Origin of the sequence: Citrobacter sp. CtB7.12 (assembly GCF_001297795.1) — a bacterium.
Classification (GTDB): Bacteria; Pseudomonadota; Gammaproteobacteria; order Enterobacterales; family Enterobacteriaceae; genus Citrobacter_A; species Citrobacter_A amalonaticus.
On the sequence record NZ_LIFT01000003.1, the window covers coordinates 462,642 to 486,365 of the forward strand.

Here is a 23,724-nt window from a genome sequence, read left to right on the forward strand (position 1 = left end):
CAAAAAAGAGTGGCGTCAGGTTAACATAAAATTGGCCTCACGAGTGGCTGGGACTAAACGTGCGGATCACCGCCGGATCGACAGATTCGTACTCCCCTTTTAGCTCCGCGCTCAGTTTTGCCATGTAGTTCACCAGGAAGCCGGCATTATGCCGGGCCAGTTCCCGGCCACGCTCGGTTTGCATGGTGTCGGGCAACGCCAGTAATTTGGTCTGGAAGTGATCAAGGGCAAACTGTTTATCGTTGAGCGCTCGCCGCTCGGCGAAGGGGTCTTCGCCATCAAAAAGCGCCACGCCTAACGCGCCGGAAACGGCAAAAACACGCGCCAACCCAATCGCGCCCAGCGCTTCAAGCCTGTCGGCATCCTGAACAATTTTCGCTTCCAGAGTGAGGGGGGCAATATTTGCGCTAAAACTGTGGGCTTCAATCGCATGGCAAACCGAGGCCAGTTGCGACTCGGGGAAAGCGGGAAAATCACGGATGAGGATACGGCGGGTTTCTGCCGCCGCCAGGACCGACGAGCGATAACGATCCGGATGATTTTTGGCAAGGCTGACAATGTCATGAAAATAACACGCGGTCAGCACGACCAGCTCATCGACCGTCTGTCCCTCCATCAACTGTCGGGATGTCGCCCAGACGCGGCGGAAGTGAAAAATATCATGCGCGGCGTCCTGCCGGGTGTGATGATGGCATAGCCATGCTTCAAATTGTGATTGCCAGTGCTGAAGATCCACAGTGCCTCCCGTACGTTAAGAAAGGCTACAGTAGCAAGTTTCTCCGGCAGCTTCACGTTGGCTGACGACGCGGGCGCGTATACCAGGCGATGCCGCCAAGAATCAGCCCCACCAGCCCAAGTACCAGAAACCCCAGCAAAGCCCCCATCCATTTTCCGCTGGTTGAGCCAAGCGAACTTTCAAATCCGGCAACCGGAATTGACTGGATGTGGCTGATCACCCAGGCATAACGAAGCATGGCCCAGACAAAATAGACGCAGAAAGCGTAAAACACCCACAATGCTAGTTTACCGCCCAGACTCCGCGTTGCTTTTTCTTCCATACTGCTCAAAGGAAACTCCATTTTTGTGACGTAACTCGAAAGATTTTTTTTGCTCTTTTTTGTGATTATAGTCACATTTTTCTGTTCTGTGCGTCACAATATAGCCACGAATCATTGATTTTGCAGATGTATTGATCCAGGGCAATTTTAGTTATGTCACAAAACACTCTGTTATTTCCGTTTATTTTCAAAAATATCCAGACTCCTGTTTATTTACTCATATCATAAACAAATAAAACGCCAACCCATCAATCTGGTTTTTGTTTTATATTAATCATGGCACTATAAACGTGTTATTAGCCTTTTTATCATTTAATCATTTTTTTATAACCGGCATTTATGCCGGTTTTTTTTAATTATCACATTCGGCAAATGGGTACGATTGTCATCTGGAAAACATCCAAGTCATCAATATCAAAACAAAAAAGCATAAATACTTGATATTAAACCATAAAGATAATGAATTTGTTTTATATTTATCATACAATATGAATTATAAATACCCACATTGAAACATTTAGAAATATTTAAAATACAATTGTTACATGTTATTTTTAAAATAAAATGAACTCCTGGAATAGTATCCAGACGTGCTCTTCTGGAAAGCAGCACTTATTCATGAAGATTATTATCATAAGGGAATACATAATGAAAAGAAAAGTATTGGCAATGCTCGTTCCAGCATTATTGATTGCTGGCGCAGCCCATTCTGCTGAAGTCTATAATAAAGACGGCAATAAACTGGACCTCTATGGGAAAGTGGATGGACTGCACTACTTCTCAGACAACACTGACAGTGATGGCGACATGTCCTATGTGCGTCTGGGCTTCAAGGGTGAAACCCAGATCATGGATCAACTGACTGGTTACGGTCAGTGGGAATATAACATTAACGCAAGCGGCACCGAAGGTGACAAAGGCGATTCCGCAACGCGTCTGGGCTTCGCGGGTTTAGGTTTCGGTCAGAATGGTACCTTCGACTATGGTCGTAACTACGGTGTGGTTTATGACGTCGAAGCGTGGACTGATATGCTGCCGGAATTTGGTGGTGACTCCTACACCCAGACCGACGTCTATATGCTGGGTCGTACTAACGGCGTAGCCACCTACCGTAACAAAGGCTTTTTTGGTCAGGTTGATGGCCTGAACTTCGCGCTGCAGTATCAGGGCAACAATGAAGGCGCAAGTTTTGGCCAGGAAGGCTCAGGCAATAGCACATATCGTAAACTGGCCCAGGAAAACGGCGACGGTTTCGGTATGTCCACCTCTTATGACTTTGACTTCGGTTTAAGCCTGGGTGCAGCCTATTCTTCATCTGACCGCACGGATGATCAGGTTTCTCGTGGATATGGCGATCGTTCTCGTGCCAACAACTACGCCGGTGGTGAAACAGCTGAAGCCTGGACCATTGGCGCGAAATATGACGCGAACAATATCTATCTGGCCACAATGTATGCCGAAACTCGCAACATGACCTATTACGGCGGCGGTAAAGGTGAAACCAATGGCGGTATTGCCAACCAGACCAAAAACTTTGAAGCGGTTGCACAGTACCAGTTCGATTTCGGTCTGCGCCCTTCTATCGCCTACCTGGTATCTAAAGGGAAGGAACTGGGTGGTCAGGATCATGATGGTGATGGTAACCCACGCTACACCGACAAAGATCTGGTGAAATATGTTGATGTAGGTATGACTTACTACTTCAACAAAAACATGTCCACCTACGTTGATTACAAAATCAACCTGCTGGATAACGATGACCACTTCTATGCAGACAATGGCATCGCGACCGATGACATCGTTGCTGTGGGCTTAGTGTATCAGTTCTAATCGCCAGAATAATTCCAGGCCCGCTTCCGGCGGGCTTTTTTGTGCCTGAAATGTCACTCAGTATTGAGCTTGTCACCATTTTCCCGCATCCAGTCAGCCAGAGGCGCCAGTGCACCATGCATGGTCAATCCCAATGGCGTTATCTGATACTCAACGCGCGGTGGAATTTCCGGATAAACTGTACGTGACACCAGTCCGCGTAACTCAAATAAACGCAGCTGTTTTGTCAGCTCTTTTTGCGTAATGGGGGCTGCAGCCCGCAATAACTCGCCGAAACGCACCGGGGCATTCAGTACGATCAGACGGTATAAAATCGGTATTGCCCACTTTCCGGAGACCAGACTGACGAAGCGAGTCATCGGACAGGGTTGATGCTGAACATTTTTCTCCGTTACACCGTCGGCTGATTCCGCCATAGCACACCTCTTGCCTCTTTAGTATCCATTTGGTACCTGGTTTCCTTTAGATACTAACGTTTCTATAGTGCATTCTCCAGAGACAATTCAGGAGAAGTAAAATGGGTCGCTTAACAGGTAAATATACGCTCATTACAGGCGGGACCAGTGGTATTGGTCTGGCAACTGCGCAGGAGTTTATTGCTGAAGGCGCGCATGTCGCTGTCACAGGGCGCAATCCCGACACGCTCGCTCAAGCCCAACGCATTCTGGGTGACAGCGCATGGGTGATTGCCACCGATGCCGGGGATATTCAGGCACAAAAAGGGCTGGCAGAAACCCTCGCTTCGCGTTGGCCGGGGCTGGATGCCATTTTCGTCAATGCGGGTGACGTCACGCACGGACTGATCGAAGAGTGGGATGAGGCAAAGTGGGACCGCCTGATGCAAATCAATCTAAAGGGGCCTTTCTTTTTGCTGCAGGCACTGCTGCCACTTCTGAGTAATCCCTCTTCCGTGATCCTTTGCGGCTCGGTCAGCGCGCATATTGGTCTGCCAACCAGCAGCGTTTACGCCGCCAGTAAGGCCGGATTATTATCGCTCGCACGCACACTGTCGGCAGAACTCTTACCCCGGGGAATACGCGTTAATGGCTTAAGCCCAGGCCCAGTTTCCACACCCGCGCTCAATAAGCTGGGACTTAGTGAAGAAGCGCAGCGCACGCTGCAAAGTGACATTGCCAGCCTGGTGCCTCTGGGACGCATGGGTACGCCAACGGAACTGGCGAAGGCCGCGCTCTATCTGGCATCTGATGAGTCGGGTTATACCGTAGGTACGGAACTACTGGTAGATGGTGGAACCGGCAATCTGTGATTCCAGGCTTCCTGGCTGTTCGTGATCGTCATTGAAAATGTGACGAACATAATGGCGCTGAAGGGAACTTCGGCGTTATATCTCTGTTCGTTTTACTCAACGGGACGTGCGTCACTGACAACAGGAAGGGTAAGTGCTTGAATAGTGGCGGAGAGAGGGGGATTTGAACCCCCGGTAGAGTTGCCCCTACTCCGGTTTTCGAGACCGGTCCGTTCAGCCGCTCCGGCATCTCTCCGTTTTGATGGTTGCCATCATGCCAGGTAATTTGGCATTTTAACAGACCCTGTCCCTTCAATTTTGTTCAAGTGACGAGTTTGCGAGCAAATCGATGATTAAGTGGCCCTGGAAAGCACAAGACACCGCACAAAATGAGTCTGCTCAGTGGGAGGAAGCCCTTGCAATCCCCCTGCTTGTGACCCTGACCGCGCAAGAACAAGCCAGACTCATTGCGCTGGCAGAGCGATTCCTGCAACAAAAAAGGCTGGTCGCCCTTCAGGGTTTCGAACTCGACTCGCTGAAAAGCGCGCGCATCGCCCTGCTTTTCTGTCTGCCGGTTCTGGAACTGGGTATCGAATGGCTGGATGGCTTCCATGAGGTGCTGATCTACCCTGCGCCCTTTGTCGTCGATGACGAATGGGAAGATGATATTGGTCTGGTCCACAACCAGCGCGTTGTTCAGTCCGGACAAAGCTGGCAGCAAGGACCAATCATCCTGAACTGGCTGGATATTCAGGACTCCTTCGACGCCTCCGGGTTTAACCTGATTATTCATGAAGTTGCCCATAAGCTGGACATGCGTAATGGCGATCGCGCCAGCGGCATCCCGCTGATTCCTCTGCGGGAAGTCGCCAGTTGGGAGCATGACCTGCACGCCGCAATGAACAATATTCAGGATGAAATTGATCTGGTGGGTGAAACGGCATCGAGCATTGATGCCTATGCGGCGAGCGATCCGGCGGAATGTTTTGCGGTCCTGTCAGAATATTTCTTCAGCGCCCCGGAACTCTTTGCGCCACGGTTCCCCGCGCTGTGGCAACGTTTCTGCCAGTTCTATCAGCAGGACCCTCTGCAACGCCTTCGTGATAACGAAGACGATGACCCATTTGACCCTGCGCAGGTTCACTGATCCTCCATTTTGGGGATTAATTAACCACTTGAAAAAGCGTGCTAATTTTACTGTTGACACGCCGTAGCGAGGTCAGTATTATGCGCCTCGTTCAAACGATTCCTCTGTAGTTCAGTCGGTAGAACGGCGGACTGTTAATCCGTATGTCACTGGTTCGAGTCCAGTCAGAGGAGCCAAATTTAAAAAGCCCGCTTTTTAGCGGGCTTTTTGCTTTATATCTGATAATCAATCGCCACGTCATCAGGCTCCATCACCTGCCGCTTGATATCCTCCACGGACAATCCCGCATTACACAGTTCGATAAATCGCCAGACGTAGTTGCGCTGGAGTTGCCCGCGCTTCAGTCCTAGCCAGACAGTATTGGCGTCAAACAGATGCCGGGTATCCAGTCGCGTCAGCGCCCCCTCTTCCTGTTCACCGCTGGACTGTTCCGCCACCAGACCAATCCCCAGTCCTAACGCGACATAGGTTTTAATCACATCGGAATCCTGCGCGCTGAGAACAATATCCGGCAGCAGACCTTTACGTGCAAAAGCTTCATCAATGCGGGAACGCCCGGTGATCCCTTGCCGATAAGTGATCAGCGGCCAGTGGGCAATCGACTCCAGCGTAAGCGGCGAAACCAGGGTCAATGGATGATTATTCGGCACTAACAGGCTGTGATGCCAGCGAAACCAGGGGAAAGCAACCAAAAGAGGATCGTTGCTCAGCCGTTCACTGGCAATACCAATATCCGCCCCGCCATTTTGTAATAACGTCTCTATTTCCTGCGGCGTTCCCTGAATTAATTCCAGACGAACTTCCGGGAATAATTCGCGGAAGGCTTTGATCACCCCCGGCAGACTGTATCGCGCTTGCGTATGCGTCGTGGCGATAGTTAACACGCCCGAGGTGTCATTAGTGAACAAATCCGCCAGTCGGCGTACGTTACTGGCTTCATTTAAAATGCGCTCGGCGATAACCAATAACGCCTTACCTGGCTCGGTCATGCCAAGCAGACGCTTGCCCCGACGGATAAATATCTCGATCCCAAGCTCATCTTCTAACTCGCGAATATGCCGACTCACCCCTGACTGTGAGGTAAAGAGCATATTGGCGACTTCCGTCAGGTTGTAATCCTGACGGGCTGCCTCACGGATAATTTTTAGCTGCTGGAAATTCACTTGTTGCTCCGGATACATCAGACATGCCGCTATTGTTAAAGTCAGATGTCCGGCATAACAAATAATAAAAACCTGCATCTTATTCCGTCATGGAATAACGTCTAGCTGACCAACTGCAACTCGCGGTTATCCAGTGCCGGACTGCTCACCAGCGACATCAGGATCTCTTTCACCGCCTGTGCCTGCGGTGACAAACTCCCTCTTGCTGACATATTCAGCGACAGCGACAGATTCATCGACGGCGAAGTAATGCGCGCCATCCAGCCATTTGCCGCACCACACAGAGAACGCGCGGCGGATTCCGGTAGCACCGTCACGCCCATGCCGCTGGCAATCGCGGCGGTCAGCGTGGCTATCGACTCAATCTCGCCGATGACTTTCGCCGTTAAACGCCGCAGTGAGAAGGCTTCATCAACCCGCAACCGGACTGCGCTGTAGTCACGAGGGAGAAAAAGATTCATCTGTGCAACAGCGGTAAGGTCTACGCTCTGCCCCGGGCAATCGCGGGTACCAACAAGGAAGAGGTCTTCTTTGAGCAGAGGTTGGCTGGTAATGCCTGCCTGTGGAGAACGCTCGTAGAGCACCGCCATATCCAGGTGACCACTCAATAATTTATCGTTCAGTACGGCCCCACTGTTTTCATGCAGATACACCAGTACCTCGGGCAGTTCTGCGCGCACCGCCTGTAGCAGCGGCATGGTGACCGACGACGCAGCAGTGCCCGGTGCAAGACCGATCGACACCTGTCCCGTTAAGGTTTGCCCAACATTACAGACAGCTAACTGCGCCTGTTCACACTGACGAAGGATCGTTCGCGCATGGGTGTAGAGAATTTTTCCCGCTTCAGTCGGCGTCACCCCCCGTTTGGTGCGAATGAGCAATTGCTGATTGAGCTCGCCTTCCAGAGTGGCAACCTGCTGACTCAGCGCGGGCTGTGCGATATGCAATACTTCAGCGGCCTGTGTCAGGCTACCAATATCGACAATTTTCACGAAATATTTCAATCGTCTGAAGTTCATTTTGCCTCCTGTCCGGAATGCCAGAACCCATGCTGGCAGTGATGTCAGGAGAGAATTGCAAGATGCTTGCCAGTTTCGGATAAGAGGAGGAATTGGTGTTAAATCGCCGTAAAATAAGCATTTATGATTGTTATCGGTAATATCGATTCTCGTCAGCGGTTTCCGATCTGCCCCATCCGGGGTAGACACGCACCAGAATGGGGCAAAGCCCACCGGAGACCGAAAGTTCACCGCTTTGCTGGTTTTGTCAGCAAACAGACGCACAATCGCATTTCCCCCTTTGACAACCCCAATCGTCGTCGCTAATATGCGCCTCGTTCACACGATTCCTCTGTAGTTCAGTCGGTAGAACGGCGGACTGTTAATCCGTATGTCACTGGTTCGAGTCCAGTCAGAGGAGCCAAATTTTGAAGAGCCCGCTTTTTAGCGGGCTTTTTGCTTTTTCGGACGCCATATCCGCTTCATTTTCCTGTTCTGCCCTTTGTGGATTAAAAATCGTTTTCTCTTCCTGTCTGTCGCGGTAGTCTCATAACAACCACTTATAGGTTGGCCGCAATGTGTGTGACTCTTATTCCCATACTAATAATAAAATCAGTACAGACAGGATTACTATGGATTCCACCCTCATCTCCACCCCCTCCGTAGAGGAAACCCCATCGCTTAATCGCGCCAGACGTGCCGCGCTGGGCAGCTTTGCCGGTGCCGTCGTCGACTGGTACGATTTTCTGCTTTATGGCATTACCGCCGCACTGGTCTTTAACCGTGAGTTTTTCCCGCAGGTCAGCCCGGCAATGGGTACGCTTGCCGCATTTGCCACCTTTGGTGTCGGTTTCCTGTTCCGTCCGCTGGGCGGCGTGATCTTCGGCCACTTCGGCGATCGCTTAGGCCGTAAGCGGATGCTGATGCTCACCGTCTGGATGATGGGTATTGCCACAGCATTGATTGGCATTCTTCCTTCATTCGCCGCTATTGGTTGGTGGGCGCCGGTACTGTTAGTACTGCTGCGCGCGATTCAGGGATTTGCGGTCGGCGGTGAATGGGGCGGTGCCGCATTACTCTCCGTAGAAAGCGCGCCAGAAAACAAAAAAGCGTTCTATAGCAGCGGTGTACAAGTGGGCTACGGCGTCGGTCTGCTGCTTTCCACAGGTCTTGTGTCATTGATCAGTTATCTGACGACCGACGAGCAGTTCCTGAGCTGGGGCTGGCGTATTCCGTTCCTGTTCAGCATCGTCCTGGTGCTTGGTGCGTTATGGGTGCGAAACGGGATGGAAGAGTCAGCAGAATTTGAACAGCAGAAACAGCAGGCGCCTGAAGAGAAAAAGCGCCTGCCGGTGATGGAAGCGCTCGTACGCCATCCGGGTGCCTTTTTAAAGATTATTGCACTCCGTCTGTGCGAACTGCTGACTATGTACATCGTTACCGCATTCGCCCTGAATTACTCGACGCAAAACCTCGGCCTGCCGCGTGAGCTCTTTCTGAATATCGGCCTGTTGGTCGGTGGGTTAAGCTGCCTGACCATCCCCTGCTTTGCCTGGCTGGCAGACCGCTTTGGCCGTCGGCGCGTCTATATTACCGGTGCGTTGATTGGCACACTAAGCGCATTTCCGTTCTTTATGGCTCTCGAATCACAGTCGATTTTCTGGATTGTGTTCTTCTCGATCATGCTTGCTAACATTGCTCATGACATGGTGGTCTGTGTGCAGCAACCGATGTTCACCGGCATGTTCGGTGCAGGATATCGCTACAGTGGGGCTGGCGTGGGTTATCAGGTTGCCAGCGTGGTGGGCGGCGGATTCACCCCCTTCATCGCCGCGGCGCTGGTTACCTTCTCCGGTGGCGACTGGCACAGCGTGGCTATATACCTGCTGGCAGGCTGCCTGATTTCGGCCGCCACCGCATTGCTGATGAAAGATAAGCAACACGCCTGAGTTCTCTGCGAGGGCCATTCGGCTCTCGCCTTTTCTCTAAAACTCTGACTTTTGTTTCACATTCCGGTGACATACTATCGGGTGAGCAGTACACCTGTAGAACAAGGAGACACAGATGAAGAGTAAGGGCTCCAGCCTGACGCCTGCACAAGCGCTGGAAAAACTTGATGCACTCTACGAGCAGTCGGTTCAGGCGCTACGCAGTGCCATTGGCAAGTACATTGAAACGGGGGAACTTCCCGATTTCACCGCCCGGAGTAAAGGTCTTTTTGTTTATCCATCGCTTTCTGTTACCTGGGATGGCAATGCCACCAATCCCCCGAAAACCCGTGCTTATGGGCGTTTTACTCATGCAGGTTGCTATACCACGACCATCACTCGTCCGGGACTGTTCCGCCCCTATCTGGAAGAACAGCTCACGCTGTTGTATCAGGACTACGACGCGCAGATCACCGTCGAGCCATCACAGCATGAGATCCCCTATCCGTACGTGATTGACGGTTCTGAGCTCACACTTGACCGCTCAATGAGCGCTGGGCTAACCCGCCATTTCCCAACCACCGAACTGGCGCAAATTGGTGATGAAACCGCAGATGGCATCTATCATCCCGTCGAGTATTCTCCCCTGTCGCACTTTGACGCACGACGGGTCGATTTCTCACTCGCCCGGTTACGTCACTATACCGGCACGCCGGTGGAACATTTTCAGCCGTTCGTGTTGTTCACCAACTACACCCGCTATGTGGATGAGTTTGTGCGCTGGGGATGCAGTCAAATTCTCGATCCGGACAGCCCATATATTGCGCTTTCCTGCGCCGGAGGCATCTGGATCACCGCTGAGACGGAAGCGCCCGAAGAAGCCATTTCCGATCTGGCCTGGAAGAAACACCAGATGCCCGCCTGGCATCTGATCACTGCCGACGGTCAGGGGATCACGCTGGTAAATATTGGCGTAGGCCCGTCTAACGCCAAAACAATTTGCGACCATCTGGCGGTTCTGCGCCCTGATGTCTGGTTGATGATTGGTCACTGCGGCGGCCTGCGTGAAAGCCAGGCGATTGGCGATTATGTGCTTGCCCATGCCTATCTGCGAGATGATCAGGTGCTGGATGCGGTACTGCCGCCGGATATCCCGATTCCTAGCATTGCAGAGGTACAGCGCGCCCTGTATGACGCGACGAAGATGGTCAGCGGCATGCCCGGTGAAGAAGTCAAACAGCGTCTGCGTACCGGAACGGTGGTGACCACTTCCGATCGCAACTGGGAATTGCGCTACTCCGCCTCAGCGCTACGTTTTAACCTGAGTCGCGCCGTGGCAATTGATATGGAAAGCGCCACCATCGCCGCACAGGGTTACCGATTCCGAGTGCCCTATGGCACCTTGTTGTGCGTTTCGGATAAACCGCTGCACGGTGAGATCAAACTGCCCGGTCAGGCAAACCGTTTCTACGAGGGGGCCATTTCCGAACACCTGCAGATTGGTATTCGCGCCATTGACCTGCTGCGTGCTGAAGGCGACCGTCTGCACTCCCGCAAACTGCGCACCTTCAACGAGCCACCATTCCGTTAAGAAGAACCAGAGGCAGAAAGCAAAAAGCCCGCTAAAAAGCGGGCTTCTTAAATTTGGCTCCTCTGACTGGACTCGAACCAGTGACATACGGATTAACAGTCCGCCGTTCTACCGACTGAACTACAGAGGAATCGTTGTGGAGGCTTATCTTAGCGGCGAAAAATCTTTTGTCAAACCCCATTTCAGACATGCACGGTTAATTGGCGCTTCTCTCAACAATTTGTTGCAATTGCGGAGATTTAATCGGCAAAAAACTTTGCAGCTTTTCCGTTTCTCCCTCATCATTTGAAATGAGGTTTCAACTTTCTTCTCTAAGGTCCATTTTGAACGTCTCCGCTGCCCTACGTCAGGCCGTCACCCGCACGCCCTGGTATGCCAAACGCAAGAGCTATAAGGTACTTTTCTGGCGCGAAATTACCCCACTTGCTGTGCCTATTTTTCTGGAGAATACCTGCGTTTTGCTGATGGGCGTACTCAGTACGTTTCTGGTCAGTTGGTTGGGTAAAGAAGCGATGGCGGGCGTCGGTCTCGCTGACAGCTTCAACATGGTAATTATGGCTTTTTTTGCCGCTATCGATCTGGGGACGACGGTGGTGGTGGCCTTTAGCCTCGGTAAACGTGACCGCCGACGCGCCCGTGCTGCGGCCCGGCAATCTCTGGTGATTATGACGCTGTTTGCCGTGATCCTGGCGGCGGTGATTCATTACTTTGGCGCGCAGATTATCAATGTAGTGGCAGGCGAAGCGACAGCGGAAGTGAAGGCGCTGGCGCTGACTTACCTGGAATTAACGGTCCTTAGTTATCCTGCCGCAGCGATTGCTCTGATTGGTAGTGGCGCGTTGCGCGGCGCGGGCAATACGAAAATTCCGCTGCTGATAAATGGTGGGATGAATATCCTTAATATCATTATCAGTAGCATCCTGATTTACGGAGTTTTTTCCTGGCAAGGGCTCGGCTTTGTCGGCGCAGGACTGGGCCTGACTATTTCGCGCTATATTGGCGCGGTTGCCATTATCTGGGTGCTGATGATTGGCTTTAACCCGGCGCTGCGCATTCCGCTGAAAAGTTATTTTAAACCGCTGAACTTCGCCATTATCTGGGAAGTGATGGGGATTGGTATCCCGGCCAGCATTGAATCGGTACTGTTCAACGGCGGCAAGTTATTAACGCAGATGTTTGTCGCCGGGATGGGCACCAGCGTCATTGCCGGTAATTTCATCGCATTCTCCATTGCCGCGCTAATTAACCTACCAGGAAACGCGCTGGGGTCGGCATCCACCATTATTACCGGAAGACGTCTTGGAAACGGACAGATTGCCCAGGCAGAGATTCAGTTACGCCACGTGTTCTGGCTTTCCACGATTGGCCTGACCGCCATCGCCTGGCTGAGCGCGCCGTTTGCCGGGCTGATGGCCTCGTTTTACACCCGCGATCAGGAGGTAAAAGACGTGGTTGTCATCCTGATTTGGCTCAACGCGGCGTTTATGCCGATCTGGGCTGCATCCTGGGTTTTACCTTCAGGGTTTAAAGGCGCGCGCGATGCACGTTTTGCCATGTGGGTATCGATGCTGGGAATGTGGGGCTGTCGAGTGGTTGCTGGTTATACGCTGGGGATTGTACTTGGCTGGGGTGTTGTCGGGGTCTGGATGGGAATGTTCTTCGACTGGGCGGTACGTGCAGCGCTGTTTTACTGGCGTATGGTTAGCGGACGTTGGCTATGGAAATACCCGCGCCCGGAACATCAAAAGCTGACAAAATCACCCGTTGCGTCTGAATAAACAACGAAATGAGGAATATTTCGACAAACGATCGCGATGGTGCATTCAGGCTTTGACAACGGCAGTGGGCGTCGCTAATATGCGCCCCGTTCACACGATTCCTCTGTAGTTCAGTCGGTAGAACGGCGGACTGTTAATCCGTATGTCACTGGTTCGAGTCCAGTCAGAGGAGCCAGATTAGGGGAAGCAGACGTTCACTGACGTCTGCTTTCTGCATTTATATCAACTGGTTATCCCCTTCTTCAGGTTCACCCTCGTTCACTAAAAACAACTCGAAGCTATACCCTTTTGCTGGTAAAGCTGGTTCGATTTGCGTTTTACCAGCACGCGGAGGGAACCGTCATGTCACTTACTGATACTAAAGTAAAAATGCCAGACCATGGGAAAAGGTCGTCAAGCTCACTGATGGATTTGGTCTCTACCTTCTCGTGCATCCCAACGGTTCGAAATACTGGCAGTTAGGCTACCGCTTTAATGGCAAACAGAAGGTGCTTTCCATTGGGGTTTACCCTGCTGTATCGCTTGCCGATGCCAGACAACGCCGTGACGAGGCTAAGAGGCTGTTAGCTCAGGGGATTGACCCGAACGCTAAAAAACAGGCTGATAAAAAAGTCCTTCCGGAGAAACGGGATAAAACCCGTTCGTTCCGTGTTGTCGCCAAAAGCTGGTTTACCACCAAAACAAAATGGTCAGAAGATTATGCCGACACCGTATGGAAACGGCTGGAAACCTATGTCTTCCCGGATATTCGTGACAGCAACATTTCAGATCTGGATACGGGTGACCTGCTTGTGCCAGTCAAAAAAGCGGAAACAGTTGGCTACCTTGAAATTGCCATGCGGATTAAACAATACATCACCGCGGTCCTGCGTCATGCTGTCCAGCAAAAGCTTATGCGTCATAATCCCGCCTATGATATGGAAGGCGCTGTTCAGAGTCCGAGACTGAACACAGCCCTGCACTGGAGCTGGAGGAGAGCCCGCTACTGCTTGAACGTATTGATGCCTACAAAGGGTGTGGACTGACTACACTGGCGATTAAACTCAATCTGCTTATCTTCATTCGTTCCAGCGAACTTCGTTTCGCTCGGTGATCGGAAATCGACTTCAACAGTAAGTTATGGGTGATCCCCGAACAGCGGGAAGCGATTGAAAACGTCAAGCACTCGACTCGTGGGGCTAAAATGAAACGTCAGCACTTCGTTCCCCTTTGTAGGCAGGCTCTTAAGATACTGAAAGCGCCAGCTTACCTATGAAGAAGGTAACGATGCCGGATTAATTTCTACTGGATGTTATGACTCATTCAAACCCATGAGTGAAAACACCATCAACAAGGCGCTGCGTAAAATGGGCTATGACGCCGCGCAGGACATCTGCGGTCATGGTTTTCGCACACTGGCATGTAGCGCCTTAATTGAGTCTGGTCTATGGTCAGAAGATGCTGTAGAACTTCAAATGAGCCACAAGGAAAGCAACAGCGTTCGTGCTGCCTATACCCATTATTTGTATTTTATAATTGATTCGTCTCCAGATTATTGCTCCAAGACATCACTATACCGACCGCTGCTATTCTGTAATCGTCAAGTTTGAAACCATGATCTTACACGCATAATGTGATGTGGAAATCATTCTAAATGCGGGTTTGGCTACACCTCCATGTCGTTAACATAGATTTCTAGTTTTATTACGTTGGAATATCATGATATGTGATGAAATCAGTGGAGATCACGCAGATTGTTTTATGATAAATGCTACGCATTAATCTGTTATATTTATACCTTTAATTACCCACTTATCACATTAACTGAAAAAATGGGCAATCTATTATTCATATATTCAAAGTGTTGTTGGAAGAATATCCATAAATCCAGAATTGCCAGTTGAGACACGAAGCACTTTAGTTTCTCCAGCTTTAGTTCTGGTTTCCCGTTCTACTCTTGGTGGATTCAATCCACATAGCCCTGCACCATCTAACGATGCACCTACAATCCAATCCCCTTCATCAAGTTGAAAACTTGCCTTTTCATAAGGATTTAATTTTGCAACAATTTGTCCATTAATAAATATTGAAGCATAGCATCCTGATGCCTAACATACCTTTATCTCTAATTACCACCAAAGTAGAAGGTGCTGCTTGTTGATATTTAAAGACTCTTGATTGCGGTGCTGTTGGAGCATCATATACTGAAACAGGCTGCGTTTGGCATGCTGTAAGAAGAACTGAAGATATCAACGCTAAAGTAATCACTTTAAAATTCATAATAATAAAACCCTTGTTAAATATGTAAAACAACGATAACATCGCATAATTACTTTGACATTCAGAATACAATTAAAATACTAAACATCGAAATCAACTTACCATAATAAATTAATAGAAAAAAGTTTATTCTTATCGATATTTCTCTTAACACTTGATCTCATGTCAATATTTATTCACATAAATGTTCATATCGCCCCATTCATAACTTTTACAAATAAAACACACAATTGAAGGTTACCGATCTCGCTTAACTATTATGTTCACGCATGCTATGATGTTTACACTGATATTGAGTATGCATGTTTGGAAAGAGCATGTCTGATTCGGTTTAACGTTTCATACCAAAAGCTACTGCTAGCCATGGGTGGAGGGATATGAGCAATTTTATTCAGGGAAAAGAAATAACTTATGTGATGGTTGACTATGAAAACGTTCAGCCATCTATTAGTCATTTTATTACACACCCCCAAACACATTTTATTATTTTCGTGGGTCATCAGCAGGACAAGATCCATTACGAAATCGTGTCCATGTTACAATCCATTGGGAATCGAGCTGAATATGTGAAAATTCATGGGACTGGTTCAAATGCACTAGATCTTCACATCGCATTTTTTGTAGGGAAAATAATACAGAATAATTCAATGGCTTCTTTTATCATCATTTCTAATGATAAAGGATACGACCCTTTAATTAGTTATCTCAAAAGCATTGGTACTAAAATTGTACGATATTCTATACAGGACATATCTAAAAATGATAAGCCTTATATAAATTCTGTGCTATCCATGCTATCAGATAGCCATTCCACTGAATCAGCTACGACTGCAATAAAACGTGAAAATCATATCACTCGCGTTATCAATGCACTTTCTGCTATGAAAAATAATAAACCAAAAAATCGCACCGGTCTGGGAGGAGTGGTAAAAAGTACAAGGCGCGATGGAGAAATTAATAAAGATGAGATCGACAAAATAGTTAATGTTTTAATTGATCGTGGCATAGTTAATCCAGATGGTAAGCAATTTACGTATCACCTTGATAAGCGTATAAAATAAGAAGCAAATAATTGCGCAAACATGCCCCAGCTCTGACCTTCTACGGAGCAATAGGGGCATTTAACTATCCAGCATCCTTTTAGTTAGCTTTCCAACCATTACTGGTTTTAACAAGATTTATTGCGCCATGAGCTGGTTCATTCATACCTTTGACACCAGCAAACGCTTTTTTATCCACCCAGCTCGGAACGTCAACCAGCTTCCATGTATACGACACGCGAACTACTTTCTGACCGCCTTGACCCGGTTCCGTCCATTCCTTGTTCTCGTCAACGGCACGACGACCTACACAAGCACCATCTGTTGTGCTCCAGACTTTAGCTTTTACTCCTTCATCTGTGATCCCTAATACGTTCGAATCATAGCCCTGAGCAAAGACCATCATTCCCTGCTCAACAAATCCATCGAGGATCACTGAATTCGTTCCTGTGCCAGTCGAATCAAGCCGTGGCTTGGCAAGACGGATGGGGAAGCTGGTATTATTGTTATCCAGCGAGAAGCTGTATCTGGTCTGCCCGATTCACTCTTTTTGTCTTTCTTTTCCCTAATAATGTTGATGTTCATTACATTGACGTTAACGCATCCGGCAGCATAGAGAAAGGGAATAAAGATGGCTGGCTATCTCAGCATTGGTCATAACGTATTCTTCTGCCCTTACTTATCTTTCCGGGAGGAAACATATCGGGCAATAGCGGTAATCTGTTGAATAAACGAGATAAAATTTGTAGCAGCACAGGAAAATCGTTCAGTGAGGCGTGTTGTCATAACCAATTGATAGTAATTGACTTTATAGTGATACAGCATTAAAAATGCTGGTAAAAATAGACACCATTTTTTGAAAGCCACTAACAGCAGGAGCTACAGATGAAGTTCGAGTCCAGTCAGAGGAGCCAGATTTAAGAAGCCCGCTTTTTAGCGGGCTTTTTGCTTTTCAGAACACCATTCCGGCGTCATTAAATGCGGGTTTGTCCGTGGCTGATGTTGACGGGCATCCCCGAACGGCGTTCGAGCGCTTCGCTGACACGGTTCGTATCCACACCCTCAGCGCTCATAAAGCTACGCATCACAGGTGTGATCGGCAGCGGGACTTTTCTGTCAGATTCATATTCCGCGCGGTTGCGGGACAGTGGTTCATGCACTTCTATCCAGCGGCTACCGTCAGGTTCCGTCGTGGTTTTCACCGGCTGATCGATAATCTGCACGCGGGTGCCGACGGGCACGTTCTGGAAAAGATGTTCGATATCATCATTGCGTAAACGAATGCAGCCCTGGCTCACGCGCAGACCAATGCCGAAATTTGCGTTGGTGCCATGAATAGCGTACAGCTTGCCGATATAGATGGCGTACAGCCCCATCGGGTTATCCGGCCCCGCAGGAACGAAGGCGGGCAGGCTTTCTCCTCTGCTTGCGTATTCACGGCGGGTATTCGCCGTCGGCGTCCAGCTCGGCGCCTCTTGCTTACGCTCGACTCTCGTCACCCAGTTACGCGGCGTTTCTCGTCCTGCCTGGCCAATACCAATCGGGAAAATCTCAACCGTGTTGCTGCCGTTTGGATAGTAGTAAAGACGCATCTCCGCCACGTTCACAACAATGCCCTGACGAACGGTAGCAGGCAGAATGATTTGCTGCGGCACAATCAGCGTTGAACCCGACTTCGGAAGGAACACATCCACATCCGGATTCGCTTCCAGCATATTACTCAGCCCCTGCCCATACTGAGCGGCAAATGCTTCAAGCGGTTGCGTATTCTTGTCGGGAACGGTAATCGTCAGCGGATTTCCAACCAAACGACTTCCTTCAGGTGGCAGTGGATAGCTGACAGCCAGCGCGCTCTGGCTTGCAAGCAGCATAAATAATGAACAAAACAATTTTACACGAGGCAACATTTCCCTTTCCTCAGTCGCGGCAGATGTGGGCAAATTATAGCGTTTTTAAAGGCGATTAACCTCTTCTCTCACGCTGACCAGCAAACTGCGCGGTTTACCGGCCAGGCAAGGTCACTTTATTACGCTTCTTTGCCATCCGGCAGCACGATATTGCTGGCCGCCAGTTCTCCCATGTTGCTGTACATCGCGCAGGCCGCTTCCACAATCGGCATCGCCAGTGCAGCACCGCTCCCCTCCCCCAGGCGCATTCCCATGTTGAGATAAGGTTCGAGCTCCAGGTGCTCCAGCGCAATCCGTGCGCCCTTTTCGGCGGAGAAATGTGATGGGATCAGATACGGTTTGATCTCCGGCGCAATCTGACAGGCGGCCAGCGCAGCGGAATAGGACAGGAAGCCATCCAGCAACACCGGTAAACCGCAGGACGCGGCGCCCAGGATAACTCCCGCCATGCCCACCAGGTCAAATCCACCGACTTTCGCCAACACATCCACTCCATCATGCGGATTGGGCTGGTTGACGGCAATCGCCCGGCGAACCACCTCCACTTTATTGCCTACACGGGAAAGCGGCAGGTTAGCGCCAATTCCCACCACCGCTTCAGCCTCACTGCCTGTCAGGACGCTAACAATCGCCGCAGCAGGCGTGGTATTCGCCATCCCCAACTCGCCAACGCCAAACAGCGTCACGCCGCGCTGCGCCTGTTCGCGTGTGTAGCGAATGACTTCCAGCAGTAGCTCTTCCGCCTGCGTACGGCTCATGGCTGGGCCAGTGGCGATGTTTCCACACCCACGTGCGACGCGCATGTTCACTACGCCGGGGATGAGTTCAGCATCAATCCCCACGTCGATCACATGAACCTTTGCACCGGCATGAGCGGCAAGCACACAAACGCCCGTCGTGCCGCGCGTCATATTTGCCGCCTGAATGGCGGTCACCACTTTAGGCGAAACGGCAACCCCTTCATCCCAGACACCGTGATCGGCGCACATCACCAGTATCGCTTTTTCACCGACACGCGGTACACCGTGTAGACCTGGCATACCGGCCAGCTGTACCGCCAGCGCCTCCAGCCGACCCAGGCTACCGGGCGGTTTAAGCAGGCCATCAATATGCTGTTGCGCGCGTGTCATCGCGCCACGGTCTGGCGGCGGAATTTCGCGGAGTAAAGAGGTTAACGTTTGCATATGCGTTCTCATTGTGTTGGCTGACTCACAGCAGAGCCAGCAGGAATATCAACTCGCCAAGTTCTATTGCCGCACCCAGCGTATCGCCGGTTTGCCCACCCAACGTCCGTTTTAACAGTTGTCCCAGCAGGAAGACAGACACCATCGTCACGACCAGTGCCGCCACCCCCTGCATTCCAGGCAACAGAACCGCCGCCAGAATCGCGGCCAGACCAAGGGTAAAACAGGTTTGCGTCCCGGTGACATGACCGATAAACACGTTGCCTAATCCCTCTTCACGGGCGTAGCGGTGGCGATACATCAACAACACGGCTGTCCCACGCCCAACGGCACAGGCGGCTGCCAGCGCGGCCAGAACAGGAGTGCCGCGTAGCGACAGTTCACTGATCACCAGCACTTTCGCCAGCAAGACAAAAATGAGCGCCAGACCGCCGTGCGTTCCCAGTCGGCTGTCGCGCATAATCTCCAGCATACGTTCGCGGCTGCGGGCGGAGAAAACGCCATCGCAGGTATCAGCCAGACCGTCGAGGTGAAAGCCCCCGGTCATCAGCGCCAGCGCTAACACGGTAAAGAGCGCCGCCAGTGGTGCGCCGCACCAGGGCTGAAAGAGCATAAACACCAGCCCACTCAACGCACCGAGTAGCAGACCGATGAGCGGGAAAGTCACAATACCTCGAGAATACTGATCGAATTCCAGTCCCTGCGACCAGCGACCCGGAACGGGCAAACGCGTAATAAAAGAGAGCATTGCCCAGAACAACTTACTCATTTAATTTTGACTCCAATACCAGATACCACCAGCCAGACCTCATCCGCCGCTGCCGCCAGACGCTGATTCACACGCCCGGCGATATCCCGAAAGTGCCGCGCCAGACGGTTTTCCGGCACGATCCCCATCCCGACTTCGTTGGTCACTAGCACCACCCTGGCCGGACATCGCTGACAGGCCGCGATCAGCGTCTGGATCTCCGCCTCAATCGCCGTTTCCAGCGCGGCGTAATCCCAGCTATCGGGGTCACTGTCGTCGCCCAAAGCAAACAGCAGGTTAGTGACCATGGTGGTGATGCACTCCAGTAGAATTGCTTCATCCGGCGCGTTCTCTGCGCTAATCAATTCATCAAGATGCTGCCAGCGCTCGGCGGTACGCCAGTGCGCTGGACGTCCATCCCGATGATGCTGAATGCGCGCTGCCATCTCGTCATCAAAAATCTGCGATGTCGCGATGTACAGCACCTGCTGGAAATCAGCGATCAGGGCTTCGGCATGACGACTCTTACCGCTGCGGGCGCCGCCAGTGACCAGAATCATCATACTGACTCCCGATGTTGCTGCATGATGGTATAAATTTTCTCAATATCGATGTGTTGCCGCATCGCATCCGCCAGCAGATCAAACTGCTGCGATTTATATTGCGCGTATTGGAAGGTGGGATCCAGGGGAGTCAGCCCCTTACGCACGCGCAGGCCATTGACCAGCGCTCGCGTAAAATCATCACTGTCGAACAAGCCATGCAGATAAGTCCCAAACGCTCGTCCGTCGGCGGTGACGGCACCATCCGCGACGTTTTCGCCGTGCTTCTGCAGTTGCATCACCGACTGGCAATCGCCGTTCAGCGTCGTTTCGCCCATGTGAATTTCATAGCCGCGCACTGGCAACCCGGACGCCGCAGACAACCAGTCCGGCAGTGTCGACGACATCGTCGCCGTTACCTGGGTTGTGGTTTTCCGCTGGGCAAAATGCGTTACCGTATCGAGCAGCCCCAGACCCGGTAGCGTTCCCAGCCCTGACTCGACCTCATCGATAATGGTCTCGCCCAACATCTGGTAGCCACCACAGATCCCGACAATGGGGATGTTTTGTTGGTGCGCCTGCAAAACCGCGTGGGCCATGCCGCTTTCACGTAGCCACACCAGATCGCCGAGCGTATTTTTACTGCCCGGCAGGATCACCAGGTCAACGTCCGCCAGTTCTTGCGGATGACGCACATAGCGCACGCGCACATCGGGCTGCGCGGCCAGCGCGTTAAAATCGGTGAAATTGGAGATATGCGGGATCTGCACCACGGCAATGTTGATGTCGCGTTTTTCCGTGCGCAGGTATTTCCCTTTTTGCAGCGCCACGCCATCTTCATCTTCGAGATCGACATCCAGCCACGGCATCACGCCCAGCACGGGAACGCCGGTCAGGCTTTCAATCTGCTCAATACCGGGATTAAGCAACGCCACATCACCACGAAACTTATTGATGATCACCCCTTTCACCCGCGCACGCTCGTGTTCATGCAGCAGCGCCAGCGTACCGTAGATTGAGGCAAACACCCCGCCGCGATCGATATCGGCGACCAGGATCACCGGGCATTGCGCCATCTCGGCCATCCCCATATTGACGATGTCGCGGTCACGCAGGTTGATCTCCGCCGGACTACCCGCCCCTTCCAGCACCAGTACATCAAACTCCTGCGCCAGACTGGTGTAAACGGAAAGGATCTGCTCGCGCAGACGCGGCTTGTATTCGTGATAGCTGACCGCATCCATATCGGTCGCCACCTGTCCCATCAGCACCACCTGCGCCTTGCGATCGCTGGTCGGTTTCAACAGCACCGGATTCATGCGGACATCTGGCACAATGCCCGCCGCTTCGGCCTGGAAAATCTGCGCGCGGCCCATCTCTTTCCCCTCCGGCGTGATGCCGGAGTTGAGCGCCATATTCTGCGACTTAAACGGTGCGGTCCGCCGACCATCCTGATAAAAAATGCGGCACAGTCCCGCCACCAGAACACTCTTGCCGACGTCAGACGCCGTTCCCTGCAACATAATGGCCTGCGTCATGACGCCTCCTTGATTGCGCGTTGTCGCATACAACGGAAAAATTCATCTTCGGTTTTGCACAGCGGCATACCTAGCTCTGCGTGCAGTTTCACCAACCAGGGTTGCGTTAACCCGGCCTCTTCAATCAGTTCTGTACGGGCAAAAACCTCACCCGGCTCACCGTGCGCCAGCACTTCGCCATGACGTAAAACGTAGACGGCATTGCTGACTTCATAAATCAGATCAATATCATGGCTGGAGATCACCACGTGATTTCCCTGCGTCACAATCCGTTTGATGATGTCGATCATCTGGCTACGTCCTGAAGGATCAAGCCCCGCCGTGGGTTCATCCAGTAACAGGTATTTTGCCCGTAGCACCAGCGCACCGGCGATGGCCACCCGCTTCTTTTGTCCGTGGCTTAAGCACTGAATCGGCTGCTGGCGAAAATGTTGCGCATCTACCAGGGTGAGCGCCTCGTCGACTCGTCGGGCAATTTCTCCCTCCTCCACGCCAAGATTGCGCAGGCTGAAGGCGATATCGCTGTCAATATCGGTGTAGAAAATTTGCTGATCGGGATCCTGAAATACCGTTGCCACCTGCTGGCGCAAGGCCAGCAGGCCGCGCTTGCTGTAGTCCAGCGGTTTTCCCTGCCACAATACCGCGCCCTGTTGCGGTCGCAGTAATCCGCTCAGATTCATAAATAGGGTGGATTTCCCACAGCCGTTGGCTCCCACCAGTCCGGTGACGGCATGCTGTGAAAAATCCAGCGTCAGCCCTTTAAGTACCTGCGCATCCTGATAACGAAACCAGAGTTCGGTGGTGGCAAGCATGCTTTTCCTTACAGGTGAAAATCGCCCTGATACAATTTGATATCTAACGTCGCCGCCATTTGCTGATAGCGAATCAGCACCCGGGTAAACAAAACGCCCACCAGCATCGCCAGCGAGCGATAGCCAATCGGCAGACTACGATAGCCAAAACGCAGCGTCTGCGCGCGATGAATCGCCATCGCTTCATCTAACAGAATAAAAATAAAGCGCCAGGTCAGCAGGATCTGTTCCGTCAGCAGACGCGGTATCCGCGCCCGTTTGAGCAGTAAAATCAGCTGCGGAAACGGCAGGTTAAGCACCAGCCAGAACGTGGCGGCCAGCGCGGCCAGACTCCGCCAGAACGTCTCGTTCGCGGTGTGCAGCCCAGACGCCGTGACCCCCAGCCAGTAACTGCCAAGCGGAAAACTGACCAACAGCGTTTGTGGGTCGCGGCTGACGCTGAACAGAATCGTCACCACCCCCACCACCAGAAAACCAAACGGCAGCGCCATCCAGCGACACCAACGGCGCAGGGAGATGCGCAGCAGCCAGCAGGTCAGCCCGGCAATCAGCGCCAGCTCGATACCCTGCCCCCAGGCGGGCAGGGTAAACGCCAGAGTCATCAGCAGCAGCCAGAACAGGAACTTACGCTCTGGTGCGACGTGAAACCAGCGGCTCTGATAGCTCAGTCGATCAAGCCCGGTCATCACGGCGTTGTCTGCCTTTGGTGTAGCCCAGAATATAGAAAATCACCGCCGCGCCAAGCGAGCCTTGCAACGTAAACAACAGGCTTTCAATTTCTCCGCTCGCCGGTTCATACAGCGGCTGGAACCACGGCTCATAATGCGGAGCAACCACCTGAATCTGGCTTTCCGCTTCACCGTCCGAGCCACCGTATTCACCACCGTGATTGATAAAGAACGGCAACACGACCAAAGCAATCACCATGGCTAACAATATCAGCGTCTTTTTCATG

General features: G+C 51.6%; 21 protein-coding genes, 5 tRNA genes and 2 pseudogenes. 12 read left to right on the forward strand and 16 right to left on the reverse strand.

From position 1 onward, the window contains the following. Positions 1-37: 37 nt before the first annotated feature. Complete coding sequence (locus tag AOY24_RS06240) at positions 38-736, reverse strand: phosphohydrolase (RefSeq protein ID WP_054176319.1); 699 nt, start codon at positions 734-736, stop codon at positions 38-40. A gap of 52 nt (positions 737-788) precedes the next feature. Further along, positions 789-1,058 (reverse strand): cell division protein DrpB, encoded by a 270-nt coding sequence (drpB, locus tag AOY24_RS06245; protein ID WP_043000272.1) that lies wholly within the window; start codon positions 1,056-1,058, stop codon positions 789-791. A gap of 648 nt (positions 1,059-1,706) precedes the next feature. Between drpB and ompC the strand changes: the two genes are divergently transcribed. Next, positions 1,707-2,888, forward strand: a complete 1,182-nt coding sequence (gene ompC / locus AOY24_RS06250; RefSeq protein ID WP_043000271.1) for a porin OmpC — start codon at positions 1,707-1,709, stop codon at positions 2,886-2,888. Between the two features lie 53 nt (positions 2,889-2,941). Here ompC and AOY24_RS06255 read toward each other — a convergent pair whose 3' ends face one another. Further along, positions 2,942-3,304, reverse strand: coding sequence for a helix-turn-helix domain-containing protein (locus tag AOY24_RS06255; RefSeq protein ID WP_043000270.1), 363 nt, complete (start codon positions 3,302-3,304; stop codon positions 2,942-2,944). 101 nt (positions 3,305-3,405) lie between these two features. Here AOY24_RS06255 and AOY24_RS06260 point away from each other — a divergent pair, with 101 nt between their 5' ends. Beyond that, positions 3,406-4,155, forward strand: a complete 750-nt coding sequence (locus tag AOY24_RS06260) for an SDR family oxidoreductase (RefSeq protein WP_054176320.1) — start codon at positions 3,406-3,408, stop codon at positions 4,153-4,155. 145 nt (positions 4,156-4,300) lie between these two features. Here AOY24_RS06260 and AOY24_RS06265 read toward each other — a convergent pair. Then, positions 4,301-4,390: transfer RNA gene (locus tag AOY24_RS06265), tRNA-Ser, on the reverse strand. Positions 4,391-4,483: 93 nt separating this feature from the next. Here AOY24_RS06265 and mtfA point away from each other — a divergent pair. After that, on the forward strand, positions 4,484-5,281 hold the full coding sequence (gene mtfA, locus AOY24_RS06270) for a DgsA anti-repressor MtfA (protein ID WP_043000268.1): 798 nt from the start codon (positions 4,484-4,486) through the stop codon (positions 5,279-5,281). Between the two features lie 100 nt (positions 5,282-5,381). After that, positions 5,382-5,457, forward strand: a tRNA-Asn gene (locus AOY24_RS06275). Between the two features lie 36 nt (positions 5,458-5,493). On the opposite strand, the gene cbl is transcribed toward AOY24_RS06275, so the two are convergent. Beyond that, a complete protein-coding gene (gene cbl / locus AOY24_RS06280; RefSeq protein WP_043001894.1) occupies positions 5,494-6,444 on the reverse strand; it encodes an HTH-type transcriptional regulator Cbl in 951 nt (316 codons plus the stop codon). A 101-nt stretch (positions 6,445-6,545) separates the two neighbouring features. After that, positions 6,546-7,463 (reverse strand): nitrogen assimilation transcriptional regulator NAC, encoded by a 918-nt coding sequence (nac, locus tag AOY24_RS06285; protein WP_044266804.1) that lies wholly within the window; start codon positions 7,461-7,463, stop codon positions 6,546-6,548. Between the two features lie 327 nt (positions 7,464-7,790). Here nac and AOY24_RS06290 point away from each other — a divergent pair. From AOY24_RS06290 to AOY24_RS06300, 3 genes are all read left to right on the forward strand, one after another. Then, a tRNA-Asn gene (locus AOY24_RS06290) sits at positions 7,791-7,866 on the forward strand. A 208-nt stretch (positions 7,867-8,074) separates the two neighbouring features. Then, positions 8,075-9,391, forward strand: a complete 1,317-nt coding sequence (gene shiA / locus AOY24_RS06295) for a shikimate transporter (protein ID WP_044257580.1) — start codon at positions 8,075-8,077, stop codon at positions 9,389-9,391. Between the two features lie 115 nt (positions 9,392-9,506). Beyond that, positions 9,507-10,961: an AMP nucleosidase gene (locus tag AOY24_RS06300; RefSeq protein ID WP_054176321.1), complete on the forward strand. Its 1,455-nt coding sequence runs from the start codon at positions 9,507-9,509 to the stop codon at positions 10,959-10,961. Positions 10,962-11,015: 54 nt separating this feature from the next. On the opposite strand, the gene AOY24_RS06305 is transcribed toward AOY24_RS06300, so the two are convergent. Then, positions 11,016-11,091: transfer RNA gene (locus AOY24_RS06305), tRNA-Asn, on the reverse strand. A 6-nt stretch (positions 11,092-11,097) separates the two neighbouring features. Here AOY24_RS06305 and AOY24_RS25620 point away from each other — a divergent pair. The 5 genes and pseudogenes from AOY24_RS25620 to AOY24_RS06325 all read left to right on the forward strand — a co-directional run bounded on the left by AOY24_RS25620 (position 11,098) and on the right by AOY24_RS06325 (position 16,059). After that, complete coding sequence (locus AOY24_RS25620; RefSeq protein ID WP_220132970.1) at positions 11,098-11,250, forward strand: DUF5951 family protein; 153 nt, start codon at positions 11,098-11,100, stop codon at positions 11,248-11,250. Between the two features lies 1 nt (position 11,251). Further along, entirely contained in the window at positions 11,252-12,739 is a 1,488-nt protein-coding gene (locus AOY24_RS06310) for an EmmdR/YeeO family multidrug/toxin efflux MATE transporter (RefSeq protein WP_044266802.1), read from the forward strand. Positions 12,740-12,838: 99 nt separating this feature from the next. Then, positions 12,839-12,914 (forward strand) — tRNA-Asn (locus tag AOY24_RS06315). 167 nt (positions 12,915-13,081) lie between these two features. Further along, a pseudogene (locus AOY24_RS25340) lies at positions 13,082-14,238 on the forward strand (tyrosine-type recombinase/integrase); the annotation flags it as partial. A gap of 1,137 nt (positions 14,239-15,375) precedes the next feature. Further along, entirely contained in the window at positions 15,376-16,059 is a 684-nt protein-coding gene (locus tag AOY24_RS06325) for a PIN domain-containing protein (RefSeq protein ID WP_051642326.1), read from the forward strand. 79 nt (positions 16,060-16,138) lie between these two features. Here the strand turns inward: AOY24_RS06325 and AOY24_RS06330 are convergent. The 9 genes and pseudogenes from AOY24_RS06330 to AOY24_RS06370 form a co-directional block, all read right to left on the reverse strand. After that, positions 16,139-16,579 (reverse strand): annotated as a pseudogene (locus tag AOY24_RS06330) (hypothetical protein); the annotation flags it as partial. 433 nt (positions 16,580-17,012) lie between these two features. Next, entirely contained in the window at positions 17,013-17,945 is a 933-nt protein-coding gene (ldtA, locus tag AOY24_RS06335) for a L,D-transpeptidase (RefSeq protein ID WP_090049505.1), read from the reverse strand. A gap of 119 nt (positions 17,946-18,064) precedes the next feature. After that, the gene (gene cobT, locus AOY24_RS06340) at positions 18,065-19,129 is read right to left on the reverse strand and encodes a nicotinate-nucleotide--dimethylbenzimidazole phosphoribosyltransferase (protein ID WP_043000260.1); all 1,065 of its coding nucleotides are present in this window, start codon (positions 19,127-19,129) and stop codon (positions 18,065-18,067) included. Between the two features lie 25 nt (positions 19,130-19,154). Continuing rightward, the gene (gene cobS / locus AOY24_RS06345; protein ID WP_044257577.1) at positions 19,155-19,898 is read right to left on the reverse strand and encodes an adenosylcobinamide-GDP ribazoletransferase; all 744 of its coding nucleotides are present in this window, start codon (positions 19,896-19,898) and stop codon (positions 19,155-19,157) included. Continuing rightward, positions 19,895-20,440, reverse strand: coding sequence for a bifunctional adenosylcobinamide kinase/adenosylcobinamide-phosphate guanylyltransferase (gene cobU / locus AOY24_RS06350; RefSeq protein ID WP_054176322.1), 546 nt, complete (start codon positions 20,438-20,440; stop codon positions 19,895-19,897). The genes cobS and cobU overlap by 4 nt, the downstream gene beginning before the upstream one ends. Further along, positions 20,437-21,957 carry a cobyric acid synthase gene (locus tag AOY24_RS06355; RefSeq protein WP_054176323.1) on the reverse strand — a complete coding sequence of 507 codons (1,521 nt, stop codon included), beginning with the start codon at positions 21,955-21,957 and terminating at the stop codon, positions 20,437-20,439. The genes cobU and AOY24_RS06355 overlap by 4 nt, the downstream gene beginning before the upstream one ends. Further along, entirely contained in the window at positions 21,954-22,769 is an 816-nt protein-coding gene (locus AOY24_RS06360; protein WP_054176324.1) for an energy-coupling factor ABC transporter ATP-binding protein, read from the reverse strand. The genes AOY24_RS06355 and AOY24_RS06360 overlap by 4 nt, the downstream gene beginning before the upstream one ends. An 8-nt stretch (positions 22,770-22,777) precedes the next feature. Further along, positions 22,778-23,455 (reverse strand): energy-coupling factor ABC transporter transmembrane protein, encoded by a 678-nt coding sequence (locus AOY24_RS06365; RefSeq protein ID WP_043000255.1) that lies wholly within the window; start codon positions 23,453-23,455, stop codon positions 22,778-22,780. Further along, complete coding sequence (locus tag AOY24_RS06370; protein WP_043000254.1) at positions 23,442-23,723, reverse strand: energy-coupling factor ABC transporter substrate-binding protein; 282 nt, start codon at positions 23,721-23,723, stop codon at positions 23,442-23,444. Before AOY24_RS06370 ends, AOY24_RS06365 begins: the two co-directional genes overlap by 14 nt. Position 23,724: the final 1 nt, after the last annotated feature.

What these genes read in the sequence shown, in the direction of transcription:
- drpB (WP_043000272.1), bottom strand. Translation starts at nt 1,058, where the DNA reads ATGGAAGAAAAAGCAACGCGGAGTCTGGGCGGTAAACTAGCATTGTGG.
- ompC (WP_043000271.1), top strand. Translation starts at nt 1,707, where the DNA reads ATGAAAAGAAAAGTATTGGCAATGCTCGTTCCAGCATTATTGATTGCT.
- AOY24_RS06255 (WP_043000270.1), bottom strand. Translation starts at nt 3,304, where the DNA reads ATGGCGGAATCAGCCGACGGTGTAACGGAGAAAAATGTTCAGCATCAA.
- AOY24_RS06260 (WP_054176320.1), top strand. Translation starts at nt 3,406, where the DNA reads ATGGGTCGCTTAACAGGTAAATATACGCTCATTACAGGCGGGACCAGT.
- mtfA (WP_043000268.1), top strand. Translation starts at nt 4,484, where the DNA reads ATGATTAAGTGGCCCTGGAAAGCACAAGACACCGCACAAAATGAGTCT.
- nac (WP_044266804.1), bottom strand. Translation starts at nt 7,463, where the DNA reads ATGAACTTCAGACGATTGAAATATTTCGTGAAAATTGTCGATATTGGT.
- shiA (WP_044257580.1), top strand. Translation starts at nt 8,075, where the DNA reads ATGGATTCCACCCTCATCTCCACCCCCTCCGTAGAGGAAACCCCATCG.
- AOY24_RS06300 (WP_054176321.1), top strand. Translation starts at nt 9,507, where the DNA reads ATGAAGAGTAAGGGCTCCAGCCTGACGCCTGCACAAGCGCTGGAAAAA.
- AOY24_RS06310 (WP_044266802.1), top strand. Translation starts at nt 11,252, where the DNA reads ATGAGGTTTCAACTTTCTTCTCTAAGGTCCATTTTGAACGTCTCCGCT.
- AOY24_RS06325 (WP_051642326.1), top strand. Translation starts at nt 15,376, where the DNA reads ATGAGCAATTTTATTCAGGGAAAAGAAATAACTTATGTGATGGTTGAC.
- ldtA (WP_090049505.1), bottom strand. Translation starts at nt 17,945, where the DNA reads ATGTTGCCTCGTGTAAAATTGTTTTGTTCATTATTTATGCTGCTTGCA.
- cobT (WP_043000260.1), bottom strand. Translation starts at nt 19,129, where the DNA reads ATGCAAACGTTAACCTCTTTACTCCGCGAAATTCCGCCGCCAGACCGT.
- cobS (WP_044257577.1), bottom strand. Translation starts at nt 19,898, where the DNA reads ATGAGTAAGTTGTTCTGGGCAATGCTCTCTTTTATTACGCGTTTGCCC.
- cobU (WP_054176322.1), bottom strand. Translation starts at nt 20,440, where the DNA reads ATGATGATTCTGGTCACTGGCGGCGCCCGCAGCGGTAAGAGTCGTCAT.
- AOY24_RS06355 (WP_054176323.1), bottom strand. Translation starts at nt 21,957, where the DNA reads ATGACGCAGGCCATTATGTTGCAGGGAACGGCGTCTGACGTCGGCAAG.
- AOY24_RS06360 (WP_054176324.1), bottom strand. Translation starts at nt 22,769, where the DNA reads ATGCTTGCCACCACCGAACTCTGGTTTCGTTATCAGGATGCGCAGGTA.
- AOY24_RS06365 (WP_043000255.1), bottom strand. Translation starts at nt 23,455, where the DNA reads ATGACCGGGCTTGATCGACTGAGCTATCAGAGCCGCTGGTTTCACGTC.
- AOY24_RS06370 (WP_043000254.1), bottom strand. Translation starts at nt 23,723, where the DNA reads ATGAAAAAGACGCTGATATTGTTAGCCATGGTGATTGCTTTGGTCGTG.